This is a genomic window from Chryseobacterium sp. StRB126 (genome assembly GCF_000829375.1).
Taxonomy (GTDB): Bacteria; Bacteroidota; Bacteroidia; order Flavobacteriales; family Weeksellaceae; genus Chryseobacterium.
This window is the reverse complement of record NZ_AP014624.1, coordinates 3,341,964-3,365,857: the sequence shown is the minus strand read 5'-3', so window position 1 is coordinate 3,365,857 and position 23,894 is coordinate 3,341,964. Positions and strand designations below refer to the sequence as shown.

General features: G+C 35.0%; 20 protein-coding genes. 14 read left to right on the top strand and 6 right to left on the bottom strand.

The genetic code is table 11. The features are described from left to right. Positions 1-23 precede the first annotated feature (23 nt). The 7 genes from recQ to CHSO_RS15290 all read left to right on the top strand — a co-directional run bounded on the left by recQ (position 24) and on the right by CHSO_RS15290 (position 7,234). Positions 24-2,228, top strand: coding sequence for a DNA helicase RecQ (gene recQ, locus CHSO_RS15315; protein ID WP_045497748.1), 2,205 nt, complete (start codon positions 24-26; stop codon positions 2,226-2,228). Further along, positions 2,215-2,784 carry a hypothetical protein gene (locus tag CHSO_RS15310; protein ID WP_144428933.1) on the top strand — a complete coding sequence of 190 codons (570 nt, stop codon included), beginning with the start codon at positions 2,215-2,217 and terminating at the stop codon, positions 2,782-2,784. Before recQ ends, CHSO_RS15310 begins: the two co-directional genes overlap by 14 nt. A gap of 9 nt (positions 2,785-2,793) precedes the next feature. Then, a complete protein-coding gene (locus CHSO_RS15305) occupies positions 2,794-3,873 on the top strand; it encodes a glycosyltransferase (RefSeq protein ID WP_045497743.1) in 1,080 nt (359 codons plus the stop codon). Between the two features lie 234 nt (positions 3,874-4,107). Further along, positions 4,108-4,284, top strand: a complete 177-nt coding sequence (locus CHSO_RS25970) for a hypothetical protein (RefSeq protein ID WP_171817650.1) — start codon at positions 4,108-4,110, stop codon at positions 4,282-4,284. A gap of 26 nt (positions 4,285-4,310) precedes the next feature. Further along, positions 4,311-4,697: a cupin domain-containing protein gene (locus CHSO_RS26145; protein ID WP_045497741.1), complete on the top strand. Its 387-nt coding sequence runs from the start codon at positions 4,311-4,313 to the stop codon at positions 4,695-4,697. Between the two features lie 130 nt (positions 4,698-4,827). Continuing rightward, positions 4,828-6,231, top strand: coding sequence for a dihydrolipoyl dehydrogenase (gene lpdA / locus CHSO_RS15295; RefSeq protein WP_045497739.1), 1,404 nt, complete (start codon positions 4,828-4,830; stop codon positions 6,229-6,231). A gap of 166 nt (positions 6,232-6,397) precedes the next feature. Further along, positions 6,398-7,234 carry a DUF4476 domain-containing protein gene (locus tag CHSO_RS15290; protein WP_045502652.1) on the top strand — a complete coding sequence of 279 codons (837 nt, stop codon included), beginning with the start codon at positions 6,398-6,400 and terminating at the stop codon, positions 7,232-7,234. Positions 7,235-7,583: 349 nt separating this feature from the next. Here the strand turns inward: CHSO_RS15290 and CHSO_RS15285 are convergent, their stop codons facing one another. Next, positions 7,584-8,030 carry a hypothetical protein gene (locus CHSO_RS15285; RefSeq protein ID WP_045497738.1) on the bottom strand — a complete coding sequence of 149 codons (447 nt, stop codon included), beginning with the start codon at positions 8,028-8,030 and terminating at the stop codon, positions 7,584-7,586. 130 nt (positions 8,031-8,160) lie between these two features. Between CHSO_RS15285 and CHSO_RS15280 the strand changes: the two genes are divergently transcribed. The 6 genes from CHSO_RS15280 (at position 8,161) to CHSO_RS15255 (ending at position 16,753) form a co-directional block, all read left to right on the top strand. Further along, entirely contained in the window at positions 8,161-8,988 is an 828-nt protein-coding gene (locus tag CHSO_RS15280) for a S1 RNA-binding domain-containing protein (protein WP_045497736.1), read from the top strand. 226 nt (positions 8,989-9,214) lie between these two features. Further along, positions 9,215-9,808: a TetR/AcrR family transcriptional regulator gene (locus CHSO_RS15275; protein ID WP_045497735.1), complete on the top strand. Its 594-nt coding sequence runs from the start codon at positions 9,215-9,217 to the stop codon at positions 9,806-9,808. Between the two features lie 87 nt (positions 9,809-9,895). Continuing rightward, the gene (locus CHSO_RS15270) at positions 9,896-11,248 is read left to right on the top strand and encodes a TolC family protein (protein WP_045497733.1); all 1,353 of its coding nucleotides are present in this window, start codon (positions 9,896-9,898) and stop codon (positions 11,246-11,248) included. A gap of 6 nt (positions 11,249-11,254) precedes the next feature. Beyond that, positions 11,255-12,316 (top strand): efflux RND transporter periplasmic adaptor subunit, encoded by a 1,062-nt coding sequence (locus CHSO_RS15265; protein WP_045497732.1) that lies wholly within the window; start codon positions 11,255-11,257, stop codon positions 12,314-12,316. A gap of 7 nt (positions 12,317-12,323) precedes the next feature. After that, positions 12,324-15,509, top strand: a complete 3,186-nt coding sequence (locus tag CHSO_RS15260) for an efflux RND transporter permease subunit (RefSeq protein WP_045497730.1) — start codon at positions 12,324-12,326, stop codon at positions 15,507-15,509. Positions 15,510-15,685: 176 nt separating this feature from the next. Then, complete coding sequence (locus tag CHSO_RS15255) at positions 15,686-16,753, top strand: hypothetical protein (RefSeq protein WP_144428932.1); 1,068 nt, start codon at positions 15,686-15,688, stop codon at positions 16,751-16,753. 79 nt (positions 16,754-16,832) lie between these two features. Here CHSO_RS15255 and CHSO_RS15250 read toward each other — a convergent pair whose 3' ends face one another. The 5 genes from CHSO_RS15250 to CHSO_RS15230 form a co-directional block, all read right to left on the bottom strand. Continuing rightward, positions 16,833-17,279, bottom strand: coding sequence for a KTSC domain-containing protein (locus CHSO_RS15250; RefSeq protein WP_045497728.1), 447 nt, complete (start codon positions 17,277-17,279; stop codon positions 16,833-16,835). 133 nt (positions 17,280-17,412) lie between these two features. Next, positions 17,413-18,426: an HNH endonuclease gene (locus CHSO_RS25085; protein WP_052480612.1), complete on the bottom strand. Its 1,014-nt coding sequence runs from the start codon at positions 18,424-18,426 to the stop codon at positions 17,413-17,415. A 163-nt stretch (positions 18,427-18,589) separates the two neighbouring features. Next, complete coding sequence (locus CHSO_RS15240; protein ID WP_045497726.1) at positions 18,590-19,486, bottom strand: retropepsin-like aspartic protease; 897 nt, start codon at positions 19,484-19,486, stop codon at positions 18,590-18,592. Positions 19,487-19,680: 194 nt separating this feature from the next. After that, positions 19,681-20,445 (bottom strand): hypothetical protein, encoded by a 765-nt coding sequence (locus tag CHSO_RS15235; protein ID WP_045497723.1) that lies wholly within the window; start codon positions 20,443-20,445, stop codon positions 19,681-19,683. Positions 20,446-20,605: 160 nt separating this feature from the next. Next, complete coding sequence (locus CHSO_RS15230) at positions 20,606-21,364, bottom strand: hypothetical protein (protein WP_045497721.1); 759 nt, start codon at positions 21,362-21,364, stop codon at positions 20,606-20,608. A gap of 225 nt (positions 21,365-21,589) precedes the next feature. Here CHSO_RS15230 and CHSO_RS15225 point away from each other — a divergent pair, with 225 nt between their 5' ends. Then, complete coding sequence (locus tag CHSO_RS15225; RefSeq protein ID WP_144428931.1) at positions 21,590-23,890, top strand: hypothetical protein; 2,301 nt, start codon at positions 21,590-21,592, stop codon at positions 23,888-23,890. Positions 23,891-23,894 lie beyond the last annotated feature (4 nt).

The following is a 23,894-nucleotide window of genomic DNA, read 5'->3' as shown; positions in this document are numbered from 1 at the left end:
CAAATTTAGCAATAGAAAATTAGATGAGCGCAAAAAAAGCCAATTTATCAGGCGAATTGAAAAAGTATTTTGGGTTTTCTACATTTAAGGGACAGCAGGAACAGATTATAGAAAACCTATTGAATGGGAAGGATATATTTGTATTGATGCCTACAGGTGGTGGTAAATCATTATGTTATCAGCTTCCGGCACTTATTTCGGAGGGAACAGCAATAGTTGTTTCACCTTTAATAGCGTTAATGAAGAATCAGGTGGATGCCGTAAACGGACTTTCATCCGAGGATGGGGTAGCGCATGTATTGAATTCATCATTAAACAAGACACAGACAAAACAGGTTTTCGACGATATTAAAAGTGGAAAAACCAAGCTTTTGTATGTAGCTCCAGAATCATTGATTAAAGATGATTATCTTGACTTTTTAAAAGAAGTTAAGATTTCTTTCTTTGCTATTGATGAGGCTCACTGTATTTCAGAGTGGGGACATGATTTCAGACCGGAATACAGGAACCTTAAACAGATTATTGATAAGATTGCCAGTGTACCGGTGATTGCTCTTACAGCTACAGCTACGCCGAAGGTGCAGGATGACATTCAGAAAACACTAGGCATGACCAATGCTTTGGTCTTTAAAGAAAGTTTCAACCGTCCGAATCTATATTATGAGGTATGTCCTAAAATTAATATAGATAAGGAGATTGTTAAATTCGTTAATCAGCATAAAGGAAAATCAGGGATCGTCTATTGTCTGAGCAGAAGAAAAGTGGAAGAATTTGCCCAGCTTTTGCAGGTGAATGGAATTAATGCCCTTCCTTACCATGCCGGACTTGATCAGAAAGTAAGAGTGGCCAATCAGGATAAATTCTTGATGGAAGAAGTTGATATCATCGTAGCTACCATTGCATTCGGAATGGGAATTGATAAGCCGGATGTACGTTTTGTCATTCACTATGATTTCCCGAAGTCTTTGGAAAGTTATTATCAGGAAACCGGGAGAGCAGGAAGAGATGGTGGTGAAGGCCATTGCCTTGCATTCTATGATCCTAAAGATATTGAGAAGCTGGAAAAATTTCTGGCTCAAAAACCTGTGTCCGAAAGAGAAATTGGATTACAGCTTTTAAATGAAGTAGTAGGTTATGCTGAAACTTCCATGAGCAGAAGACAATATATTCTTTATTATTTTGGAGAAAGTTTTGATCCAGTGAATGGAGACGGAGCGAATATGTGTGATAACTCATCTAACCCTCCAAAATTAAAAGATGCCACAGCGGATTTAACAAAAGCTCTTGAACTGATTAAAGATACTGGCGAAAAATTTAAATCAAAAGATCTGATTTCCGTTATCGTAGGAAAAGAAAACGCAGTTACCAAGTCTTATAAACTGGAACAGAACCGTTATTTCGGTTTTGGTAAAGAAGAAAAAGATAACTATTGGAAGACGATTCTAAGACAGGCAACCGTTCAGAATTTCTTACAGAAAGATATTGAAACGTATGGCGTTCTAAAGATTACTGAAAAAGCCAAAAAGGTATTAGATGGTAAATCTAAGGATGTTTTCTTAATTGCCGAAGACAGAGAATTTGATCTTACTCAAGCTAAAGCAGATAGTGATCAGCTGCAGCAGCAGGCCGGAGGCGGTTTAGACCAAAAACTATTTAATCTATTAAAGGAATTAAGGAAAAAAGTAGCCAAAAAACACGGAATTCCACCCTATACGGTATTTATGGATCCAAGTTTGGAAGATATGACGGTTCAATATCCGATTACAGCAGATGAAATCAATAAGATTTATGGAGTAGGAGAAGGAAAAGCTAAAAAATATGGTAAAGAATTTGCTGACTACATTAAAACATATGTTGAGGACAACAATATAGAACGTACCCAGGACATGGTATTGAAACAGGTGGCTAATAAATCCAGCCATAAGGTTTTCATTATCCAAAGCACAGATAAAAAGATTGATCTTGAAGATATTGCAAGAGCTAAAAACCTTTCTATGGAAGAGCTTTTGAAAGAAATGGAAAGAATCGTTTATCAGGGAACAAAACTTAATATTGATTATTATATTGAAGATAATTTTGATGAAGACATTGTAGACGGCTTTATGGAGTTTATGAATGAATCTGAGAGTGACAGTATGAAGATCTTATTGGATGAATTCGGAGATGAGTTGTCTGATGAAGAAGTAAGAATGCTGAGAATTAAATTTATCAGTGATGTTGCCAATTAAAATGATTTTAAATCATAATGAGATAATTTTAAAAGAAATTCTTCCTAAGAAGAGTTTCTTTTTTAATATAACGGAAAAGTTGAGAATAGTTTTTTCGATATTCTATTTGGCAATTGCGGTATTTTTTGTCACAAATACTTTAAATTCCAGTTTTTGGCTTTTTTCAATAATAGTAATTGGGATTTTTTGTAATGCTTTATATATAACTTTTTTCAGATGGATTTTAAAATATTGGAAGTTGAAAAATAACTGTTATGTAATTACAAACCAAAGAATAGTTATCGTTGAAAAGTTCAATGGGAAAATTTTAAAATATAAAAAATTGAATGAAATAGAGCAGGTGAATGCTGAGATGAATGCTAATTATTTTGGCAATATTATTTTTGGCAAACCTGAAAGTCTTTCTGGTGAAAATAATGATAATTTTTACTTTTTTAGAAAAAGAGGAATAAATTTTACTGAAGATAAATATGCTTTTCTAAGTGTTGAAAATATTAACGAAATTATTCCTGTATTTAATGAATTAGGTTTGAAGGTTAACAAAACTTTTTACTAACTTTAACTGATGAAAAAAATATCTGTCATATTTATTCTGCCGGATCTAGAAACCGGGGGCGCAGAAAGAATAGTTACCACTATAGCAAATCATCTTTCCAGGGATCGTTTTGAACCTAAGATTTTGCTGTTGCGTAAACAGGGCGGATATCTAAATTTCCTGAAAAAAGATGTTGAAATTATCGACATTAATACTGAGAGAATCAGACATTCTTTAAAGCCTATTTTAGGTGAAATCTACAGAAGAAAACCCGATATTGTGTTTTCTGGTTTTGGAGAAGTAAATGCTTATTTATCATTATTTATTAAGCTTTTTCCAAGAACAAAATTCATTGCCAGGGAAACAAATGTAGTTACTCAGCATGTTACGAGAAAGGAAATCAAGTTTTTCTATAATTTTTACAATAACTATCAGAGAATCATTGCGCAAAGTGATGATATGATGAAAGATTTGGTTGATAATTTTAATATTAAAAAGAAGAAAATTGTCAAAATCAATAATCCGGTAGATTTTGATTTTATTGATGATAAATTGAGTATTTCCTTAAAGCCTGAAGGGTTTAAATACAATTATAAGAATGTAGTGGCCATTGGTAATTTATCAGCCAGAAAAGGGTTTGATAACCTGTTAAAAGTATTTTCAAGGCTCAAAAGTGAAAATATTATGCTTCATATTCTAGGAGATGGAAAAGACAAAGAGGTTCTGCTTCAGATGAAAGAGTTTTTGGGGTTAAAAAATGTTATTTTCCATGGCAGACAGGAGAATCCTTATCAATTCTTAAAGTATGCGGATCTGTTTATTCTATCTTCAAGATACGAAGGTTTCCCTAATGTGCTTCTGGAAGCCGGAGCCTGTGGAACCTACTCGTTAGCCAATAATTGCCCGGGAGGAATTAATGAGATCATTCAGCATAATGTGAACGGTGAAATTGCTGATATTGAAGATTATGAAGGTTTTGCACAAAAAGTAATTAAAGTGATGCATCAGGATAATAATCGTGACGCTATAAAAAATTCTATAAAATCCAGATTTTCAAAGAATATTATATTGGATAAATACGAAAAGGTTTTGTTGGATTTAATGAAGTAGTATTTCCATATTTGTCTTATAGAGCTTTATTTTCTTAGATTTGAAATCTGATAAAATAAATGATAATGAAGAAAATCCCCCAAATAGGATGTGCGTGTGAAAAACCTGATTTTAATTATACTGAATTTAGAAGTTCGGAATTAGGGATGGATCATACCAACGGAAGAAATGGAGAAGTAACAATTCAGCAGTGTAAGTTATGCCAAAGAATATGGATTCATTATTTTGTTGAATATGAACATTATCCAAAATCAGGAAGATGGTACAAAGGAATTGTTTCAAAAAAAAGACCGTTCGCAGATAACCCCGGAAAATGCAGTAGAATTTCTGGAAAACCTTGAATGGTATGTATATGGTGGTTCATTTTTTGAAACTACGGGCGCCATTGGACAAGGAAAGCTGAATGTGTAGTATTTTTTTAATTAAACATCAAATCAATGAAGCTGTCTATAATTGTTATTTTGCTGCTGAATGCAGTTGTAATATCGGCCCAGCAGAAGACAATCTCCAGAAAAGAATTGTTAAAAACGGCTATTGAACAGAAAGTAAAATTCACAGAGATTCAGGAAATAACGATGGCAGCAGGACAAGGAGCTCCCGAACATCTGCATCCCTGTCCCGTTTTAGGGATAATCAATTCTGGCGAAGCTGTTTTTCAGATCGAAGGAGAGGAGAAATTGGTACTTCATGAAGGAGATGCTTTTTATGAACCTAAGAATGTAAAAATTCTTCATTTTGATAATGCCTCAGCTGAAAAACCCCTTGTCTTTACAGCAATGTATTTGAAGGCTGGGAGTGAGGAAAATATAAAATTCATAAAATAACGTTTTTCTTACAACTAAAGCATATAATTATCATTTTTAAAATTGATAAAACTCACTTTGGTGCTTGGTAATTTATATGTAAATTTGTGAGAATTAAGATAGATAATAATAAACAAATTCATAAAATAACATGAGTCAATTCGATGTTACCGTAATAGGTTCTGGTCCTGGTGGTTATGTAGCTGCGATCCGTGCAGCACAGTTAGGTTTCAAAACAGCAATTATTGAAAAATATTCAACTTTAGGCGGAACTTGTCTTAACGTTGGATGTATTCCGTCAAAAGCTCTTCTTGACAGCTCTGAGCATTTCGAAAATGCAAAACATAATTTTGCAGGTCACGGAATTATCATCAATGAGCCACAAGTAGATATTGCAAGAATCATTGAGCGTAAAAATGAAGTGGTAGATCAAACAACTAAGGGAATCAATTTTTTGATGGACAAAAACAAAATCACTGTTTTTGAGGGATTAGGAAGCTTTGAATCTGCTACTCAGATTAAAATTACTAAAAACGATGGTTCTTCTGAAACAATCGAATCTAAATATACCATTATTGCAACAGGTTCTAAACCGTCTTCACTTCCTTTTATCTCTCTTGATAAAGAAAGAGTGATCACTTCTACTGAAGCATTAAACCTTAAGGAGGTTCCTAAGCACTTAGTAGTAATCGGCGGTGGAGTAATTGGTCTTGAATTAGGGTCTGTATACCTAAGATTAGGGGCTCAGGTAACTGTAGTTGAGTTCATGGATAAAATCATCCCTGGAATGGATGGAGCTTTAAGTAAAGAATTAACTAAAGTTCTTAAAAAGCAAGGTATGAAGTTTATGCTTTCTACAGCAGTTTCTGCAGTGGAAAGAAACGGAGATACTGTAAAAATCACAGCTAAAGACAAAAAAGGAGAAGAAGTAGTAGTAGAAGGAGATTACTGTTTAGTTTCTGTAGGTAGAAAACCTTATACAGATGGTCTTGGTCTTGAAAAAGCAGGTGTAGAGCTTGACGAAAGAGGAAGAGTAAAAACAAATGATCACTTACAGACTAACGTTGCAAACATTTATGCAATCGGTGATGTTATCAAAGGTGCTATGCTTGCTCACAAAGCTGAAGAAGAAGGAGTTCTTGTTGCTGAAATATTAGCAGGTCAAAAACCTCATATCAACTACAATTTAATTCCTGGTGTTGTTTACACTTGGCCGGAAGTTGCAGGTGTAGGTAAGACTGAAGAGCAGTTGAAAGAAGAAGGAGTAGCTTACAAAGTAGGTTCTTTCCCAATGAGAGCATTAGGAAGAAGCCGTGCAAGTGGTGATACCGATGGACTTGTTAAGATTATTGCTGACGAGAAAACTGATGAGATCTTAGGAATGCACATCATTGGAGCAAGAGCTGCTGACCTTATTGCAGAAGGAGTAATTGCTATGGAATTCCGTGCAAGTGCTGAAGATATTGCAAGAAGTTCTCACGCTCACCCAACCTACGCAGAAGCAATTAAAGAAGCGGCATTGGATGCTACAGCAAAAAGATCTATCCACATGTAATATTTGATTAAAATTTAATCATTTAAATAGTAAAAGAGGAGTATAATTGCTCCTCTTTTTTGTTTGTCCTTAACCCTATCCGTATTTTTTGTCATTGCGAGCAAAGCGAAGCAATCTCAACTTTACTTTTGGCATAAAAATGGAGATTGATTTTGAAAAATTAAACATGAAGAAAATTTTTATCGGTTTAACGCTTTTGATAGGAATCAGCTCTTTTGGTCAGGAAGCAGGCAAAGTTGGTGAATTGTTGGAAAATGAAGCTTCAGCTACTGAAATGCGGGGTCCAAAATCAGGAGTGAAAAATAAATCCTTTGATCGTAATCCGGAGAATCAGAATGAAAGATTGAAGAACCCAAACTATCAATGGAACAAAAATTATGGCTATGCTGAAGTCTTTTTAAGAATTCCTGAGCAGGGTTTTTTCACTGTTGAAGTTGGGGACCAGATGATTGGCAATGGCTCTGGGAAGTTCCGTTTTTTTGATCTTCAATCTGGAAGAATTCCGATCTCCATTTATGAAAATGGTTTTCTAATCTATAGAAGCTCCCTTATGCTTCGAAATAACAGCAGAATGGTATTGGACTTTTTCACTAATCAAGGGTTATATCTGCTAGACATGTATCCGGTACAGGGACAATATGGATTTAATGATTGGAATGATATCTGGAATAATCCTTATGGAAATCAACCCGGAAATTGGAATAATCCTGGAAATGGAATGGATAATACTACATTCCGGCAGTTTTTTGAAATGCTGCAGAGAAACGAAAAGTTTGATGATGGAAAAGTAGCTTTAATTAATCAACAGATGAGAAACTCTATGTTTACTGCTGTACAGATAAGAGATTTGGTGAAATCTTTAAGCTTCGATAAGAATAAGTTAGCACTTGCAAAATCTATGTATCTGAGTTGTGTAGATAAGAATAAGTATTTTATAGTATATGATGCCTTTGATTTTGAAAACAGCAAAAGAGAACTTAGGGATTATATTTCCGGATTATAATGTACACTGAGAGAAGTTTGTTGACTTCTCTTTTTTTTTGTTTAAAAGTATAAACCATATTAAAATATTTGATCATTGCGAACCGGAGGTGAAGCAATCTCAATGTTGTAAGTATGTTGGAAATTGCAAAGCCGCAAAGTTTTTTAAAAGTACTACTGTTTTATAGAGGGCAAGGATTTTATCTCCGATAAAACTGTACACTGCTAAACATCCGTACATTCGTGGCAAAAAAAAACAGGGCAACCTTCTGAAAATATTATATTAAAAAAAGTTGAAATGTTCTTGTGCATAATGTATTTTGTAATGATAGAAAAATCTGTCAAATCAGTCAGATTTGCGAGAAATAAATTTACATCACCTTCATCTTATCATAAAATTTCGAATGATTAGGGGTAATATTAAACTGAATTCCAAAAGTGATCCCTTTAAAATACTTTTCTTTGTGTATAGGAAAAGCATAGCCGGTATTGAGAAATAAAGCATTGAATAATGATATTCCAATTCTGGATTCTATTGCATATGGATTGATGGATATACCGTATAATAAACCATTATTAATATAATAGATATTAGCCTCAGGAATAAATTTATTGGTTTCATTAATGCTTGCATAAAGCATAGAAGGTCCTATAATCAAAGATTTATAGTTTGATTCTCCAAGTCTGAATTCCAGCCCAGCCTGCAAAACATTCCTTCCAGTATAGCGGTAGGCCAAATTAACAGCTGCTTTATCCAGTATTTGGGCATTTGTAAGAATGATGGAAAGAAAAAATGCCAGTATAAAATAATTTTTCATGTTTTTCAGTTTTTTTGTTCAGAATGTATCGGTTTTAAAGGCTGTTACAAAGATAAAAATGATTCTTAAAAGTATTCACTAGGTTAAAACCTCCAAATTTCCGTACCTTTGTCAGCTAATTTTATCATCAATGCAACTCGGAAAAACTCAGAATTTACAAATTTCAGAAAAAATTAATTCAGGATGGATCTTAACAGACGAAGAATCCAGTGAAAAAGCTTTTCTTCCTAAAATATTCATTCGTGAAGAACAGGAAGTAGGAGAGTATGTTGAGGTTTTTGTGTATCAGGATGATGATAAATTAAAAGCAACCACTGAAATTCCTTTGGCGGAAGTAGGTGAATTTGCGGTAATGAGTTGTGTACAGAGCCTTCCAAGCGGAGCTTTTATGGATTGGGGAATTATTAAAGATTTATTTGTTCCGTACAAGCAGCAGAAAACCAAAATGATTGAAGGTAAAAGATATCTGGTTTATCTCTATGTAGATGAGGATATGCAATTGATTACGGGAACTACAAAATTCAAAAGAAATCCACAGTATGAGGATCTTCCGTTCAAAAAAGGAGATAAAGTAGATCTTATCATGATGAACGAAAGTGAACTGGGATGGAATGTGGTCATTAATAAACAATACATCGGTTTGATCTATGCTTCGGATGTTTTCAAAAAGCTATATCCGTTGTCGGAAGAGACAGGATATATCAAAACCATTCGTGAAGACGGGAAAATAGACATTTCTCTGCAGTCAGAAGGATTTGAAAATATTGATGAATTCAAACAAAAGATCTTAGACAGGCTAGAAGAAAACTATGGACTTCTGTATGTTTCAGATAAATCTACTCCCGAGGAAATCAAAGCTGAACTTCAGATGAGTAAAAAGAATTTTAAGAAAGCCATTGGTGGACTTTATAAAGATAAGATCATCGATATCCTAGATGACAAAATAAAATTATTATAAAAATAAAAAGAGCAGAATTTTCTGCTCTTTTTTGTTGATATATATATCCAAATCCATTTACAGTAAGATTTATATAGTATTCTTCACTATAATATTCAATCTTAAAAATCCAAACTTTATTTCAAAAATATGATGTAAATCATAATAAATTCATTTAATTTTTTTGTTTAACAATTTTGTCAAAAATAAAATTTAATATAAATTTGCACAAATTTGTTTAACAAAAATGTCAAACCAAGCAAAAAAAGACCAAACACAGGAATTGATCAAGGAGACAGCGAAGAAATTATTCTTTGTGAAAGGAAAATTTGATGCTACTACGCAGGAGATTGCAGATGAAGCAGGAGTGAATAGAACACTTATTAATTATTACTTCCGATCAAGAGACAAACTGATTCAGATCATCTTTGATGAAGCACAGAAAGTAGAGCAGGAGAAATCAAAGATCATTCAGAATTCGGATCTTCCATTTAAAGTGAAGATCAGCAAGTTTATAGAAAGCAGCCTTTCTACGAGCCTACAGTATCCGTATCTGGAAACTTATATTGTTTCACAGATTAATAAAGGAACCTGCCACGAGAGAGAAATAGAAGAAGATATTCTGGAAACCCTGTATAAGGATATTGAAAAAGAAATGGAACTGGGAAATATTGAAAAAATGGCTCCCGTTCAGTTTATCCTGAATATGGTTTCACTATTAGTTTTTCCAAGTGCGGTAAGACCATTGTTTATGGAAAATCTGATGATCAGTGACGAAGAATATGATAAGATTATTTCAGAGAGAAAAGAGATTATTATCAATATGTTATTTAAAAATTAAAAAAATCTAAAGTATTTCTTAAAATGATTCGTCAGTTAGAAATAAAAACAAGGATAAAAATTAAAAAAATAAACGAAGTATAAAATTATGAAAAGAAAACGTATAACTGCTATAAAGCTAAAAATTGGGATAGCTGCAGCATTTATGATTTTCGGTTTTTCATCGGTGTCCGCCCAGCAGCAGGTTTCTCTGCAGGAAGCAATAAAACAGGCACTCCAGAATAAGGCAGAAGCTAAAAAAGCAGCCTTACAGGTTAAAAAAGCCGAATATAAGATTGATGAGGCTAAGGCCGGAGCTCTTCCACAAATTAGTGTAGCCGGAGGTGTTTCTTATAACCCGATTATTCAGGAAACAGTGGTAGAGATCATGGGCCAGCGAAACATTTTTAAAATGGGGCAGCCATGGAATTCAAACATTTCTGCAACTTTAAATCAGGCATTGTTTGATCAGAGAGTTTTCATTGGCTTAAAGGCTGCAAAGTCTACCAGAGAATTCTATGTATTGAACTCTCAGCTGACCAATGAGCAGATCATTGTGAATGTAGCGACAGCGTACTACAATGTATTTGTACAGGAAGAAAACCTGAAAACATTGGAAACAAGCTATGCCAATACTGAAAAAGTAAGAAATGTTATTAAAAGCTTGGTAGATAATGGTTTAGCAAAACCTATCGATCTTGACAGAACCAATGTTCAGCTTACCAACATCGCTTCCAATAAGCAAAAGCTTATCAATGGAGTAGAATTATCCAAAAATGCACTGAAGTTTTACATGGGAGTTCCTATAGATTCTCAGATTGAACTGGAAGAAAAAAGCATCGAACCAAAACCTGAACTTATCGCAGGACAGATCAATTTAGACAACAGATCTGAAGTGAAGGTTCTAAGAAAGCAAATGGAGCTTTTACAATTCAACAAAAAAGCTACTGAAGCATTCCTTTATCCTACAGTAAGCCTTCAGGCCAACTACGGATGGTATGGAATGGGAACAAAATTCCCTTGGTTCAACGGAATCAATAATGGTGTAAACTGGAGTGATGCGGCATCGGTAGGATTAAATGTAAATATTCCGATTTTCACAGGAGGGGCTACAAAATCTAAGATCCAGCAGGCAGAAATTGATATCCAAGACTTAAATCAGGATATTGAAAACACTCAGCTAAGCCTGAATTTAGATTATAAAAATGCAACTACCAATATGGAAAATGCTTTAATCAACATTCAGAGTATGAAGGATAACGTAGCATTGGCTGAAAAAGTACAGGCCAATACACAATCCAACTATCAATACGGTTTAGCAACACTTACAGATCTATTGGATACAGATAATTCATTAACAGAAGCAAAACAAAACTATGCCAATGCGCTATTAGATTACAAGCAGGCTGAAATTCAGTTGATGAAAGCAAAAGGAGAATTAAACACACTACAAAACCCATAATAAGCAATGAAAAAAACTTTAATATATATCATCGTAGCAGCTGTACTGGTTGGGTTGGCAGCTTACAAGATTGCAGGTAATAAAGAAAAGCAAACTCAGGAAGTAAAAGAGGTTGCCAAGCAGGTAGATAAAATCAACGTTAATATCGTAACGGTAGCAAGAGAGAATATCGATACAGATTATTCTGCAAACGGGACCTTCATTCCTAAGCAGGAAATGAACCAGTCTTCTGAGATTGCTGGACGTATTGTTAGCGTTCTAGTGAAAGAAGGTTCAAGAGTAGGAGCAGGCCAGGTGTTAGCAACTATTAAAAGAGATGCTATCGAAGTTGATGTTACTCAGGCTCAGAATAACCTCCAGAACGCTGTTATCGACAACCAACGTTACGAAAATGCATACAAAACAGGCGGAGTTACCAAACAACAACTTGACAATTCAAGATTGCAGCTGAAAAACATGCAGGCTGCAGTGAGAGCTCAGGGAGTAAGAGTAAATGATACAAGCATCCGTGCTGGGATCAGTGGTACGGTTAACAAAAAAATGGTTGAACCCGGAACAGTTGTTTCTGTTGGAACTTCAATGTTTGAAATCGTTAATATCAACAGCTTAAAACTTTCTGTTTTAGTAGATGAAAGCCAGGTTGGAAAGATTCAGTTGGGTCAGGAAGTTCCAATTAAAGTAAACGTTTTACCTGAAGAATCTTTCGTAGGTAGAATTACATTTATTGCTCCTAAAAGTGATGCTTCTTTGAATTTCCCTGTTGAAATCGAAGTTCAGAACAGAGGAAACTTAAAGGCAGGGATGTATGCAACGGCTATCTTTAAAACAAACCATGGTGCAGAAACTCAGAATATGCTGACAGTTCCTGCAGAAGCGTTTGTAAATGGAGTAAGCTCAGGACAATTATTTGTTGTTCAGAATGGTGTTGCTAAATTGATTAAAGTAACCATTGGAAAAGTTTACGGAGACAAAGTACAGGTATTAAGCGGACTGAACGGCGGTGAGCAAGTGGTAACCAGCGGACAGATCAACCTGGACAACGGATCTAAAGTGAACATTATAAAGTAAACGATATATGAAGTTAGCAGAAATATCGATTAAAAGACCCTCGTTGGTAATTGTATTATTTACAATTCTGACGTTGGGAGGTATCCTGAGTTATACACTCATGGGATACGAATTGATTCCGAAGTTTGAAACCAACATGGTAACCATTTCCACGGTATATCCGGGAGCTTCACCGGCAGAGGTGGAGACCTCCGTCACCCGAAAGATTGAAGATGCCGTAGGTTCTTTGGAAAATGTAAAAAAAGTAGAGTCCTCTTCATACGAAAGTTTATCCGTTATCATGGTTCAGCTGAACAATGGGGCAGACGTAGACTTTGCATTGAATGATGCCCAAAGAAAGGTAAATGCAATCTTATCAAAACTTCCGGATGATGCAAAAGCACCATCACTGAATAAGTTCTCTTTAGATGATTTACCGATTATCACGATGAGTATCTCGTCTGATAAACTGAATAGTAAAGATCTTTACGACTTATTAGATAAAAAGATAGAACCTATTTTTTCCCGTGTCAATGGAGTAGCGCAGGTGGATCTTGTAGGTGGACAGGAGAGAGAGATTCAGGTGAATCTTGATGAGAAAAAACTACAGGGGTATGGACTTTCAGTAGGAGATGTTCAGCAGGCAATTCTTTCCTCAAACGTTGATTTCCCTACAGGAAGTTTGAAAACAAGAACCACAAAATCTACCATTAGATTATCAGGGAAATATAAGTCTACAGAGGAAATGAACAACCTTGTGGTTTCTAACAAGAATGGAGCACAGGTTCGTTTATCGGATATTGCAACCGTTTTCGACTCTCAGAAAGATGTTGAAAAAGTAGCGAGATTCAACCAGTTCCCGACGATCTTAATCCAAGTGAAAAAGCAATCTGATGCCAATGCGGTAGCAGTGTCTGAAAGTATTCAGAAAACGATTAAAACTGTAGAAGAAGCTTACAAAGTTCAGGGAGTAAAAGTAAAAATCGTAAACGATACTACAGAATTTACCCTTGAATCTGCCAACCACGTAATTTTCGACTTATTCTTAGCGATTATCCTTGTGGCGATTGTAATGCTATTGTTCCTTCACAGCATCAGAAACGCATTCATCGTAATGGTATCTATTCCGGCTTCGTTGGTGGCAGCGTTCATCGGAATGAACTTAATGGGATATACTTTGAACTTGATGAGTTTACTAGGGTTGTCTCTTGTGGTAGGGATCCTTGTAGATGATGCGATCGTAGTACTGGAAAACATCTACCGTCACATGGAGATGGGTAAAAGCAAGATCAGAGCAGCCTATGACGGAGCATCAGAGATTGGATTTACCGTTGCTGCGATTACCTTGGTAATTGTGGTGGTATTCTTACCGATTGCGATGAGTTCAGGACTTGTAGCCAACATTCTGGCACAGTTCTGCGTCACGGTGGTTATTGCAACATTACTCTCGTTATTAGCTTCATTTACCATCATTCCTTGGCTATCATCAAGATTCGGTAAACTAGAGCATTTAACAGGTAAAAACTGGTTTGAGAAATTCATCCTTTGGTTTGAAGGATTAATCGACAAATTCACTCATTGGGTTACAGATATTCTTGAATGGTGTCTGAAAACAACTTTAAGAAGAATTTCTACTGTTGTGATTACATTCATTATTCTACTTAGTTCATTCTCATTAGTGGCCTTCGGATTCATTGGAGGTGAATTCTTCCCGCCGATTGACCGTGGTCAGTTCTTAGTGCAGATGGAGCTTTCAAAAGATGCCACTGTTGAAAAAACCAACCAATTGACATTAGAGGTTGAGAAGTATTTAAGAAATGATAAAGACGTTGTAGACCTTATTACAACTGTAGGACAGCAGTCAACAGGTTTTGGAGGTGCTCAGGCAACTACTTACCAATCTGAGGTTCAGGTTAACCTTACAGACAAATCTGAACGTTCTGAAAGTACCAACATCAAGGCTGCAAAAGTAAAAAGAGCCTTAGAAGAGAAGTTTACAGGAGTAGAGTTTAAAACAGCTCCAATCGGGATCATGGGTGCAGAAAATGCTCCGATTGAGATGGTAGTAACGGCTCCGGATAATGCAACAGCTGTAAAAGAAGCAACCAGAATCCTTGAGTTATTGAAAAAAGTTCCTGGAGCAGTAGATGCAGAATTATCAACTGACTCTGGTAACCCGGAAGTACAAGTAAATATCGACAGAGATAAAATGGCTTCTCTAGGCTTAAATCTTTCAAGTGTAGGACAAACGATGCAGACTGCATTTAATGGAAATACAGATGGAAAATTCAGAGCTGGAGAGTATGAATATGACATTAACATCCGTTTTGGAGATGTGAACAGACAATCTATTGATGATGTTAAAAACCTTATGTTTACAAACCCTCAGGGGCAGCAGGTTCGTTTAAGTCAGTTTGCTGAAGTAAAAATGGGTTCAGGGCCAAGTTTGCTTGAACGTAGAGATAAGTCTCCTTCTGTAAAAGTAAGAGCTAAAGCAGTAGGTAGACCGGTTGGAGACGTAGCGAACGAATGGGCTGCTAAGTTCATGAATGAGAAAAGACCTATTGGGGTAGATTACATCTGGAGTGGTGATATGGAGAACCAGCAGGAAGGTTTCGGTACTTTAGGAATCGCGTTATTAGCGGCTATCGTATTGGTATACCTGGTAATGGTATCATTGTATGACAGTTTCGTATATCCTTTCGTAGTATTGTTCTCTATTCCGTTGGCGATGATTGGGGTAATGGTTATCCTTGCCTTAACAGCTAACTCATTGAACATCTTTACGATGCTGGGGATGATCATGTTGATTGGATTGGTAGCGAAGAATGCGATTATGATCGTTGACTTTACAAATGCAAGAAAAGCAGCCGGAGCAACCACTCATGATGCGTTAATTCAGGCGAACCACGCCCGTCTTCGTCCGATCCTGATGACAACTATTGCGATGATCTTCGGTATGTTACCGATCGCATTGGCAACAGGTGCCGGAGCAGAGATGAACAAAGGTCTTGCGTGGGTAGTAATCGGTGGTTTAACATCGTCTCTATTCCTTACCTTGATTATTGTACCGGTAGTATACTCTTTATTTGACTCTATCCTAAGAAGAATGGGTAAGGATACTAAAGTAGACTACGAAGCTGAAATGAAGGCAGAGTATGAGCACAGAGAATTAAATGAAGACGGTTTTACTCCTAAGCATTTAGATAACTAAAATATCATATACCTTTAATTAATCGAAAGCGCTTCAGATCTTCTGAGGCGCTTTTTGATTAATAATTTCTGATAAGGCTCAATATTTTATTTTTAGTGTATATTTACCACCCAATATTTTTACTTTGGACACTAGGCTAGGTAAATTTTAAAAAACTAAAAAAATTATAAACACAAATGAAAAAATTAATTTTGTTATCTTTATTGTATTGCACTAACATGGGTGCACAGAATTTGTATTGTACAATGTCAAGTTATTCTAATAACGTCATCTACGATGATATGCGTAAACTGAATAATATTAGCGGGGCACAAATGTCATCAAAATATTTATTCAGTAGTGGGAGCTCAAATATTGGCAGTGCATCCTTCGATTCTTCTTCAAACATGATTTTCACCCTTAATTCAGGACTGAATATATTAGGTAAGTATAATGTACTGAATGACACATTTTCTACATTACAACTTCCTTGGCCGGCGAATAACGGAGGAGTGTATGTAGATATTGCAATGGCCAATGGAAGGTTGTTCGCCATTAAAGAAAGTTCTTCAAATATTATTTCTATATGTGAATTTGATAAACTAACAGGAAATCTTGTTTCTGAATATAATTATACAACACCTTCCCTTAATGGTTTTTCGGATTTTGCTTTCTGCCAGGAAACCAATGAACTTGTTCTTTTGGTAAATAGTAAAATTGTTAAATATAACATTGTAACAGGCAGTGAAACGTCATTCAATTTGCCTTCGGGAAATTATGATAGTATTGTCCCTGTAAACCAGAAATTATACGTTACAAAACAGAATACAGTTTCAGGAAATATAGTGTTTACTATAGAATCTTATCAATTATCCACAGGTAGCCTAATGAGTTCTAGTGTGCTTTCAAATACTTTTACGGAGGTAGATGAGGGGATCCGCAATTTATGTTTCCTGGGAGTAACCAATGAACTTGTAGGCACCATAAGTTCACAAAATGAAATCAAGTTGCTAAAATTCAATATCAGTACCTCTGCTGAAAGTTTAACCCATCTCTTTTGGGGACCATCCTATTTTTTAGGTGATATGGTTGCTACTACTTCAATGGCAACATTATCAACCAATGAAAATCTGAATAACGGTAAAAACAAAAAAATCAAGAATGCATATGATATGGCAGGGAAGAAAATATCTCCTGATACTAAAAATCAGATAATTATTTTTGAATATGAAGATGGAACCCATCATAAAGTATTTCAAAAGTGATAAAAATCCATTAGATTTCTGCAATAAAAAAGGCTTTCAGTATCAACTGAAAGCCTTTATATATTGTATCTGGAAAAAATTAGTCTGCCATAACCTCTCCAGCTTTTCTGTAGACAAAGTTTCCATAGACGTGTCTTCTTGCGAAACGGCTTGGAGAATCAGCGTTAACCATTTTAATATAAGTATTTCTTGGAACGCCCATATATTCATAGGTTTTTCCATTCAAATGCTGAACTGTTAAAATCGATTTTTCAAGATAAAAATCCTGAATGTTAGATTGAGTGATGGTTTCTGTGTATTCTTCTTTATATTTTTCCTGAGTTTCAGGATTAATGCTTACCAGGAAATGATAGGCTTCAATCACAGACTTGCTTCTTTCTTCCGCTGCTATTTTTCCTTCCTCGTCATTGATAAATTTATCAGGATGTGTATCTTTCATCACATTTCTGTAAATGGTTTTTAACTCTTTTAAAGTTACAGTTTTATCAACTCCAAGAAGGGTTCTGTGTTCACCTATTCGTTTCATATTTTGAATTCTTATTTTCGGGGTGCAAAATTAAGGAATTTAATTGGAATAATTGTAAGTTATTCATTATTAATTTATTTAAGTTTTCTTTAGTATTTGAAACCATAAGTAGATGTAAGAAAATGTTCAGACATTATTTATCAAAAACATTTTCAAAGTGATATCTTAAAGAATCTGAACTTGGGTAGTCCTCAGCTCTTGTAGGTAAACTAATTTTAGTTTGATGTAATTTAGTGTAATACTCATCATGAGAAATCTTATTACTGATTTGGACCATATGATTTTCTGGATTTATACTGATTAATCCTAGATCAAATAACGTATGGATATCAGAACGTAATAGAATGCCATTAGGAATTTTATTCGTATCAGAACCTTTGAAGGAATATATATGTGCAGCCTCTAGCATTTCTACAATCTGACATTGTGTTATTGCACATTTTTTATTATAGACATTGATAAGTTCTTCCCTGAATTTTTTTTGCCCCCTTCTAGCATAAATTTGAATAGCAATTTTCTTTCTATCGTCTTTAATATCATCGATATTAAAATAACTTATCTCAGTCTCTTTAATTGATGAATTTAAATAATCAGCTGTTTGTAAATATTCGGATTCTTTTATAAAGCCTAGATTATAAAAACATAAACCTAGAGATTTCTTAATATGATTTTCGAGATCTGATTGGTCTTCTAGTTTGTAATAAAACTCCTTAGGATTTTCAAAAACATTATTATATTTAGTTGTATCACCGCCCCCATCAACATCAATATTGGGAGATGTTTTTGTAGATTTCCTTATTTGAATGTTTAATCCTTTAGGGTTAGTTTTGGATTCTGCGCAACCTACTACAGCTCCTTTCCCAGATTTATCGAAGCAAATAGCAACATATATTCCATCTGATACTTTTTGATTAGGAGGCAAGATGCATACATGAGTTACATGAGGAAAATTAGTGGCGCCTTTAGATACTTTTATTGTTAAGTTTACATTATTGAAAATATTGTATTTTTTTTCTAATTCAATTTTAAAATTGTCAAGAGCTTCTTTTACATTATCTAAAAGTGGATTATCAGTTTTGATTGTTTTTCCATGTATAATAGGATTATTTTGACGAAATTCGCAAATTTGATTAAAATAATTAAGCATTAGATTTTTAAGACCAAACTAATAATTTTTTATTTATTTTCAAAAGAAATGTATTTTTTAATTATAAATTGATGAGGTGGATAAAATACTTTCTATCCATAAAAAACAGCACCCCAACCGAGTACTGTCATTATAATCTTTTAGTTTTAAAGAGATAATTATGTCAATTAAACTCAGAATATAGATTTTTATTCAGCTTAAAATAAATAGACTGGTTTTTAAAATCAATAATGGTATTGAATCTTTTCAAAAAACCATTTCCAAAAAAGCCTGCCATCTTTTCTGAAGCATCAATGCCTTCTGTAGAGTTGGAAAGCGTAATCGGGACATTGTAAAGGAATTTATGAGCGAAGGTAATGGAAGGGCAAAGAACCACCGGCATTTCATAAACAGAACCATCAGAACCCTGTGCCGTAGCTTTTCCTATCGTTTTCATGGTATTGGCTAAAGAATTCTTTCTGACATAAGGTGAAGCAATGGTAAGCGCATCATCTGCACCGCTGTCAAGACCAAAATATCCGGAATATTCCTTGCCATTCACTGTTATTGCGCTTTCCACAGCAGGGTAGTTATCGATGAGATGGAGTTTCATTTTTTCATATCCTGAAAAATCAATGGACCTGTCGTTTTCATCATAAAAACGGATCACATTTTTATGGTAATCAATTTCAAGGATATTTCCTTTCATTAAATCTGTTCCAAAAACACCATCGAAATTAACCTCTCCATAAGGAATGAGGGTAAATAAAATATCTGTTTTCTGAATATCTCCGAATTGAATTGTATTATGACTGCTGTAATCAACGGTGTTTACCCCGTTTGAACCTTTATTCTCCGATTTTCCGTCAATTTTTAAATCAACTTTTTTCTTTGAATTGATATTGATGACAGATCCGTCTGCACCGGTATCAAACAGGAATTTTACGTTATCCACCGCATTTACCTTGCAGTGCAGATAAACAGAATTGTTTTCCAGTGAGAAAGGAATAATTGTAGGTTGTTTTTGCGCTGATAAAGCTGCAGTAATGCCTATGGTTAAAAAAAGGTATTTACAATTCATAGAAGATAAATTTTACAGGTTAATGCAACGAAAATAAATCTATTTATAATCCCTCCAAGGAAAGTAGGCATCATTAACCTTCCCTTAACCATTCTGTATCCAAATGTCCTTAAAAACTAAATACAGATAACTGCCAATAAAAAAACAGTACCCAAAATGGTACTGCTATTATAATTTTTAATTTTCAATCCCTATTAAGGTTCGTCACAATTTTTCTTCAGTTTTGTGAAAATTTTATCGAAGTCCCTGTAAAGATTTCCTTCCTCATCCCGTTTCTGTCTGAAACTGCTGTTGGCACAGTTATGAAAACTTAAACCAATCATATCAATAAGGGCATAATCTTCACTTTGTGGATCGCTAAGTTTAGCGTTGAAACGATTCATAACTCCTTGCGGATCTGCGTTGTTTTTGCTTTTAAGCTCAGTGTAGGCTTTCCATGAAGCAAACATTTTTTCTCTGTCGGGAGAAGATATAGCATCAATGGGTTCTCTGCAGGTTTCGTAAAATCTACTGTTTTTAAGCGTGGTAGGATCTGAAAATGCAAGGATTTCTTCCTTATTCAGTTCATATTCGTTCTCAAAAGTTTGTATAGCTTTTTCATACAGCTTATTCCAAACTGGCTGATTAATTACTTTAAGGCTGTAAAGCTCTTCTTTTTTCTCCTGATATTGTTTTTCCAGGTTTTCCAGATGCTGTTCCTTATTTTTACGGATTTCTTCAAGGCTGGAAAGCTTAAAAATAGGATTCGTATCAAAATGAACCCCATTGAACTTGTATAAAAGTTTGTTAACCCCGTCTATTTCCTCTTTTTCATATTTGGAAGCATCAAAATATCCCTTGTTGTCACAATTGAATGTCTGATAGCTGTACGGTATCAGATTGTTGGTTTTTGCAGGCGACTTTTGCCCCAAAACAATAGCAGATAAAGTCAGGGAGAGCCCGACCATCATTTTTTCCATGCGCATAGTTGTAGAAAGAATCCGGATTTTCTAAAATTTCAGCGCAAAATTAAGGCTTTAAATCCGAAAACTAAAGAATTTAATCAATTTTATATAGTTATTTTTCTTATTTGATGAGAATTTTAATTTTTTGCTTTAAACAGGCCGTTTTTCTGAAATTTTAAGGTTCTTCACAATCTCTTTTTACTTTGACAAAAACCTTTTCAAAAGTTTTAAATAAAGTATTATCCTCATCAGCTTTAGGTCTGAAACTATGGTTTGCGCAATTATTAAAAGCGTTCATAAGGTCAATAATAGCATAATCTTCCTTTCTCGGGTCATTCCATTTGGCGTTAAAAGCATCTTTTGTTCCGGAATAAGGTTCTTCTCCTTTTTTAGGTTCAAATAGCCCTTTCCATACAGAATACATTTTCTCCTCGTCCTTGGTGGTCATGGCATCTGCATATTCTTTGCAGGTCGTATAAAATTTGCTGTTTTTAAGGGATTGCGGATCAGCATAACCCATAAGAAGTGCCTTATTGAGCTGATATTCGTTTTCCAGAAGGGTAAGAGCTTCTTCATGCTGTTTTTTCCATATCGGAAGGTCTATGAGTTTGAGTTCCTCAAGTTCTTTCTTTCGTTCCAGATACTCTTTTTCTGTCTGTTGTAAAAGCTGAGTATTGTTGCTGCGAACCTTATCATATTTTACAGGATTAAAAATGATAAGAGATGTGAAAGGAGACCATGTTAAAGGATATAAAAGTTTGTAAGTGCCATCTATTTCTTCTTTTTTATATTTTGAAGAATCAAAATATCCCTTAACATCACATCCAAAGGTTTGGTAAGAATAAAGAACCAAAGAATTTTTTTTAGCAGGAGCTTTTTGAGCGGCCATTATCACGGATAAAGCCAAAGAAAGCCCTGTGAATAATTTTTTCATTGTTGAAAAATTTATATTTTTTGAATTTCGGGTTAAAATTAAAACTTAAAGCATCAATTTTTGTTATAAATCAGAATTATTTACTCACTGGTTTCCGGGATTTATAAGGCTTGTCATTTGTTATTCCTCGTGTTTTTTATATTTTGCAGCCTAATATCATGAATTCTGATTCTGCCAAGGTAGAAAGGAAGTATAATGATTGAATTATTGAACAAAATATTAATAATGTACGACAATTTAGAACAACTGTTTTACAGAGGAGATCTGGACCAGTGTATCATAGAAGGAGAACAATATTTATTATCTCATCCCGAAGATGAGGAAGTCTTATTTTTAATGGCAGTAGCTTATCATGACATTGTTTACTATGAAGGGCATGAAGCGGTTTATGATGCCATCCGGGACTATGTTATTCCTTACTTACGCAGAATCCTTCAGATCAACCCTAACAATCAGAAAGCATTATATAACATCCTGGATTATCCCTTAGGAAATGAATATGCCCTGATGCAGATCGCCAGAAGTAAAAAACATTTCACCCAGGAAAATAAAGCAGAGTTTATAGGTTATGCGGAACAAATGCTGGAAGATCCGGATTATGCCGGACACGGCTATGATTTCCTTGTGAAAATATATGAATCTCTGGAAGAAAATAAAGCGCTTTTGAACAGTCTTGAAGCCGCAATGTATTATTCTAAAAAAGCAGATGCTGACAACCGTGAGATCAGGGACAAAAACATCTCGCTGTATTGGATCAAAAAGATCTATTTATTGGACCACACAAAAATAGTTTCAGGAGAGGAGCTTACTGCCCTTATTGACAAAGAGCATTCCACTTTTGTAAGCCGGAATGAATATGATTTTTTCAATCTTGCCGATATTGCGTTTGAAAATAATGCACCGGACCTTTCGCTGAAGATGATGATGAAGGCGATTAAAGGTGAAAATTCAGCACTGCACGTTCATGAAAAACTGGCAGAATGGCATCAACGCTTTGCAGAACTGATAAGAAACGGATATAATAATCCTGATGTATTCTATTATCAGCTGATTATTGAACGAAACTATCCTGAATTTCTGAATGTTTCTACGGATTTTTACTACCATCATGCCCTTGAAGTCATCAATTCTCACCCGGAACTGTTCTCAGGGTATCATTTTGCAGGTACATTCCTATATGAAAACGAGCGATATAATGAAGCTATTCCTTTATTGGAAAAAGCAGTAGTATTATCACCCAATGCCACTTCCTGGAGACGGAAAGTAGAATCCGAATACCTTTTGAATGGAACAGTATCCTCTGAAATTCCGAGATTTCCGGATTATCCTGCCGATATCTATAATGAAGGAGTCTGCATGAACGAGTTTATAGAATTAATAGAGGATGAGAATGATAAAATACAATTGACAGAAGTCAATCGTATCATGTATAAACAAGCTTATGAAGCTTTCCGAAGATATTATAAGGAAGGAAAGTTTGAGAGCGACTATCACAATGATCTGCATACGAGAGCAATGTGCTGTAATAACTTAGCCATTAAATATTCGTTATTGGGTGATCATCATGCTGCTGCAACAATTGCTTCTGAAGGGCTTAAATATTCAGAATTTATGGAGCTTCATCTGGTACGGATTGATGCTTTGCTGGATGGAGGAAATCATGAAGAGGCAGAAGAAGCATTGAATAATTACTTCAATATTTATGGAGAATCCGAGGAGTATTGTTCTAAAACATTGTGCTACAGAGCTAAACAGGTTCGGCTTCATGAAGTTATGGGATGGGATGATGCTCAAAGAGAAGCAAAAGAGGTGCTTACCTATGCTTATCAGTACACCATAGAGAATCCGGAACTTGATGATTACCATTACAGAGATCTGGAAGCTGGTAAGAATATATTGGAGGGAATTCTATTTGAACATTTGGATGGTCAGGATTTACATACCAGAAAATCATATTATGAACAAGTAGCAGAGCGCTTTCCGGGAGAAGCTAATCCTCAGTATGCCCTGATGCAGATTTATAATGAAGAGGAAAGTTATGGACAAGTAGCGTTGGCAGCTAAGAGATATCTTCAAAATAAAAAAGAATTCCTTTTAGATGCTTTTGATAAAGCAAAAACCATTTATATGATCGTGAAAAGCGATTTCCTTCAGGGAAATTACAAGGAAGCAGCATTGGTTTTCAATCAATATGATGCTGAATGTGAAGATGCAATGGATCCTGAAGAATATGTACTTTGGTTAAGCTATGGAGTTCGTGTCTATGAAAAACTGAATCATAAAGAGCAGACTTTCTCCCTTGCGGAAAGATTCAATTCCATTTACAATACAGAAGAATGGGGTTACGATGATCTTGTGGAAAGCGTTGAACTGGCGAAAGCTGTTGTATTATATCAGGCTGGAAACGTAAAAGAAGCCCATGTAATATTGGATCAGGTACGTTCAGTAGCAGATTATGATCCTATTGCAGATGAATATAAAGCTTCATGGAAAAAACCTGGATTGTTTTCTAAATTCGGATTTTAATCAT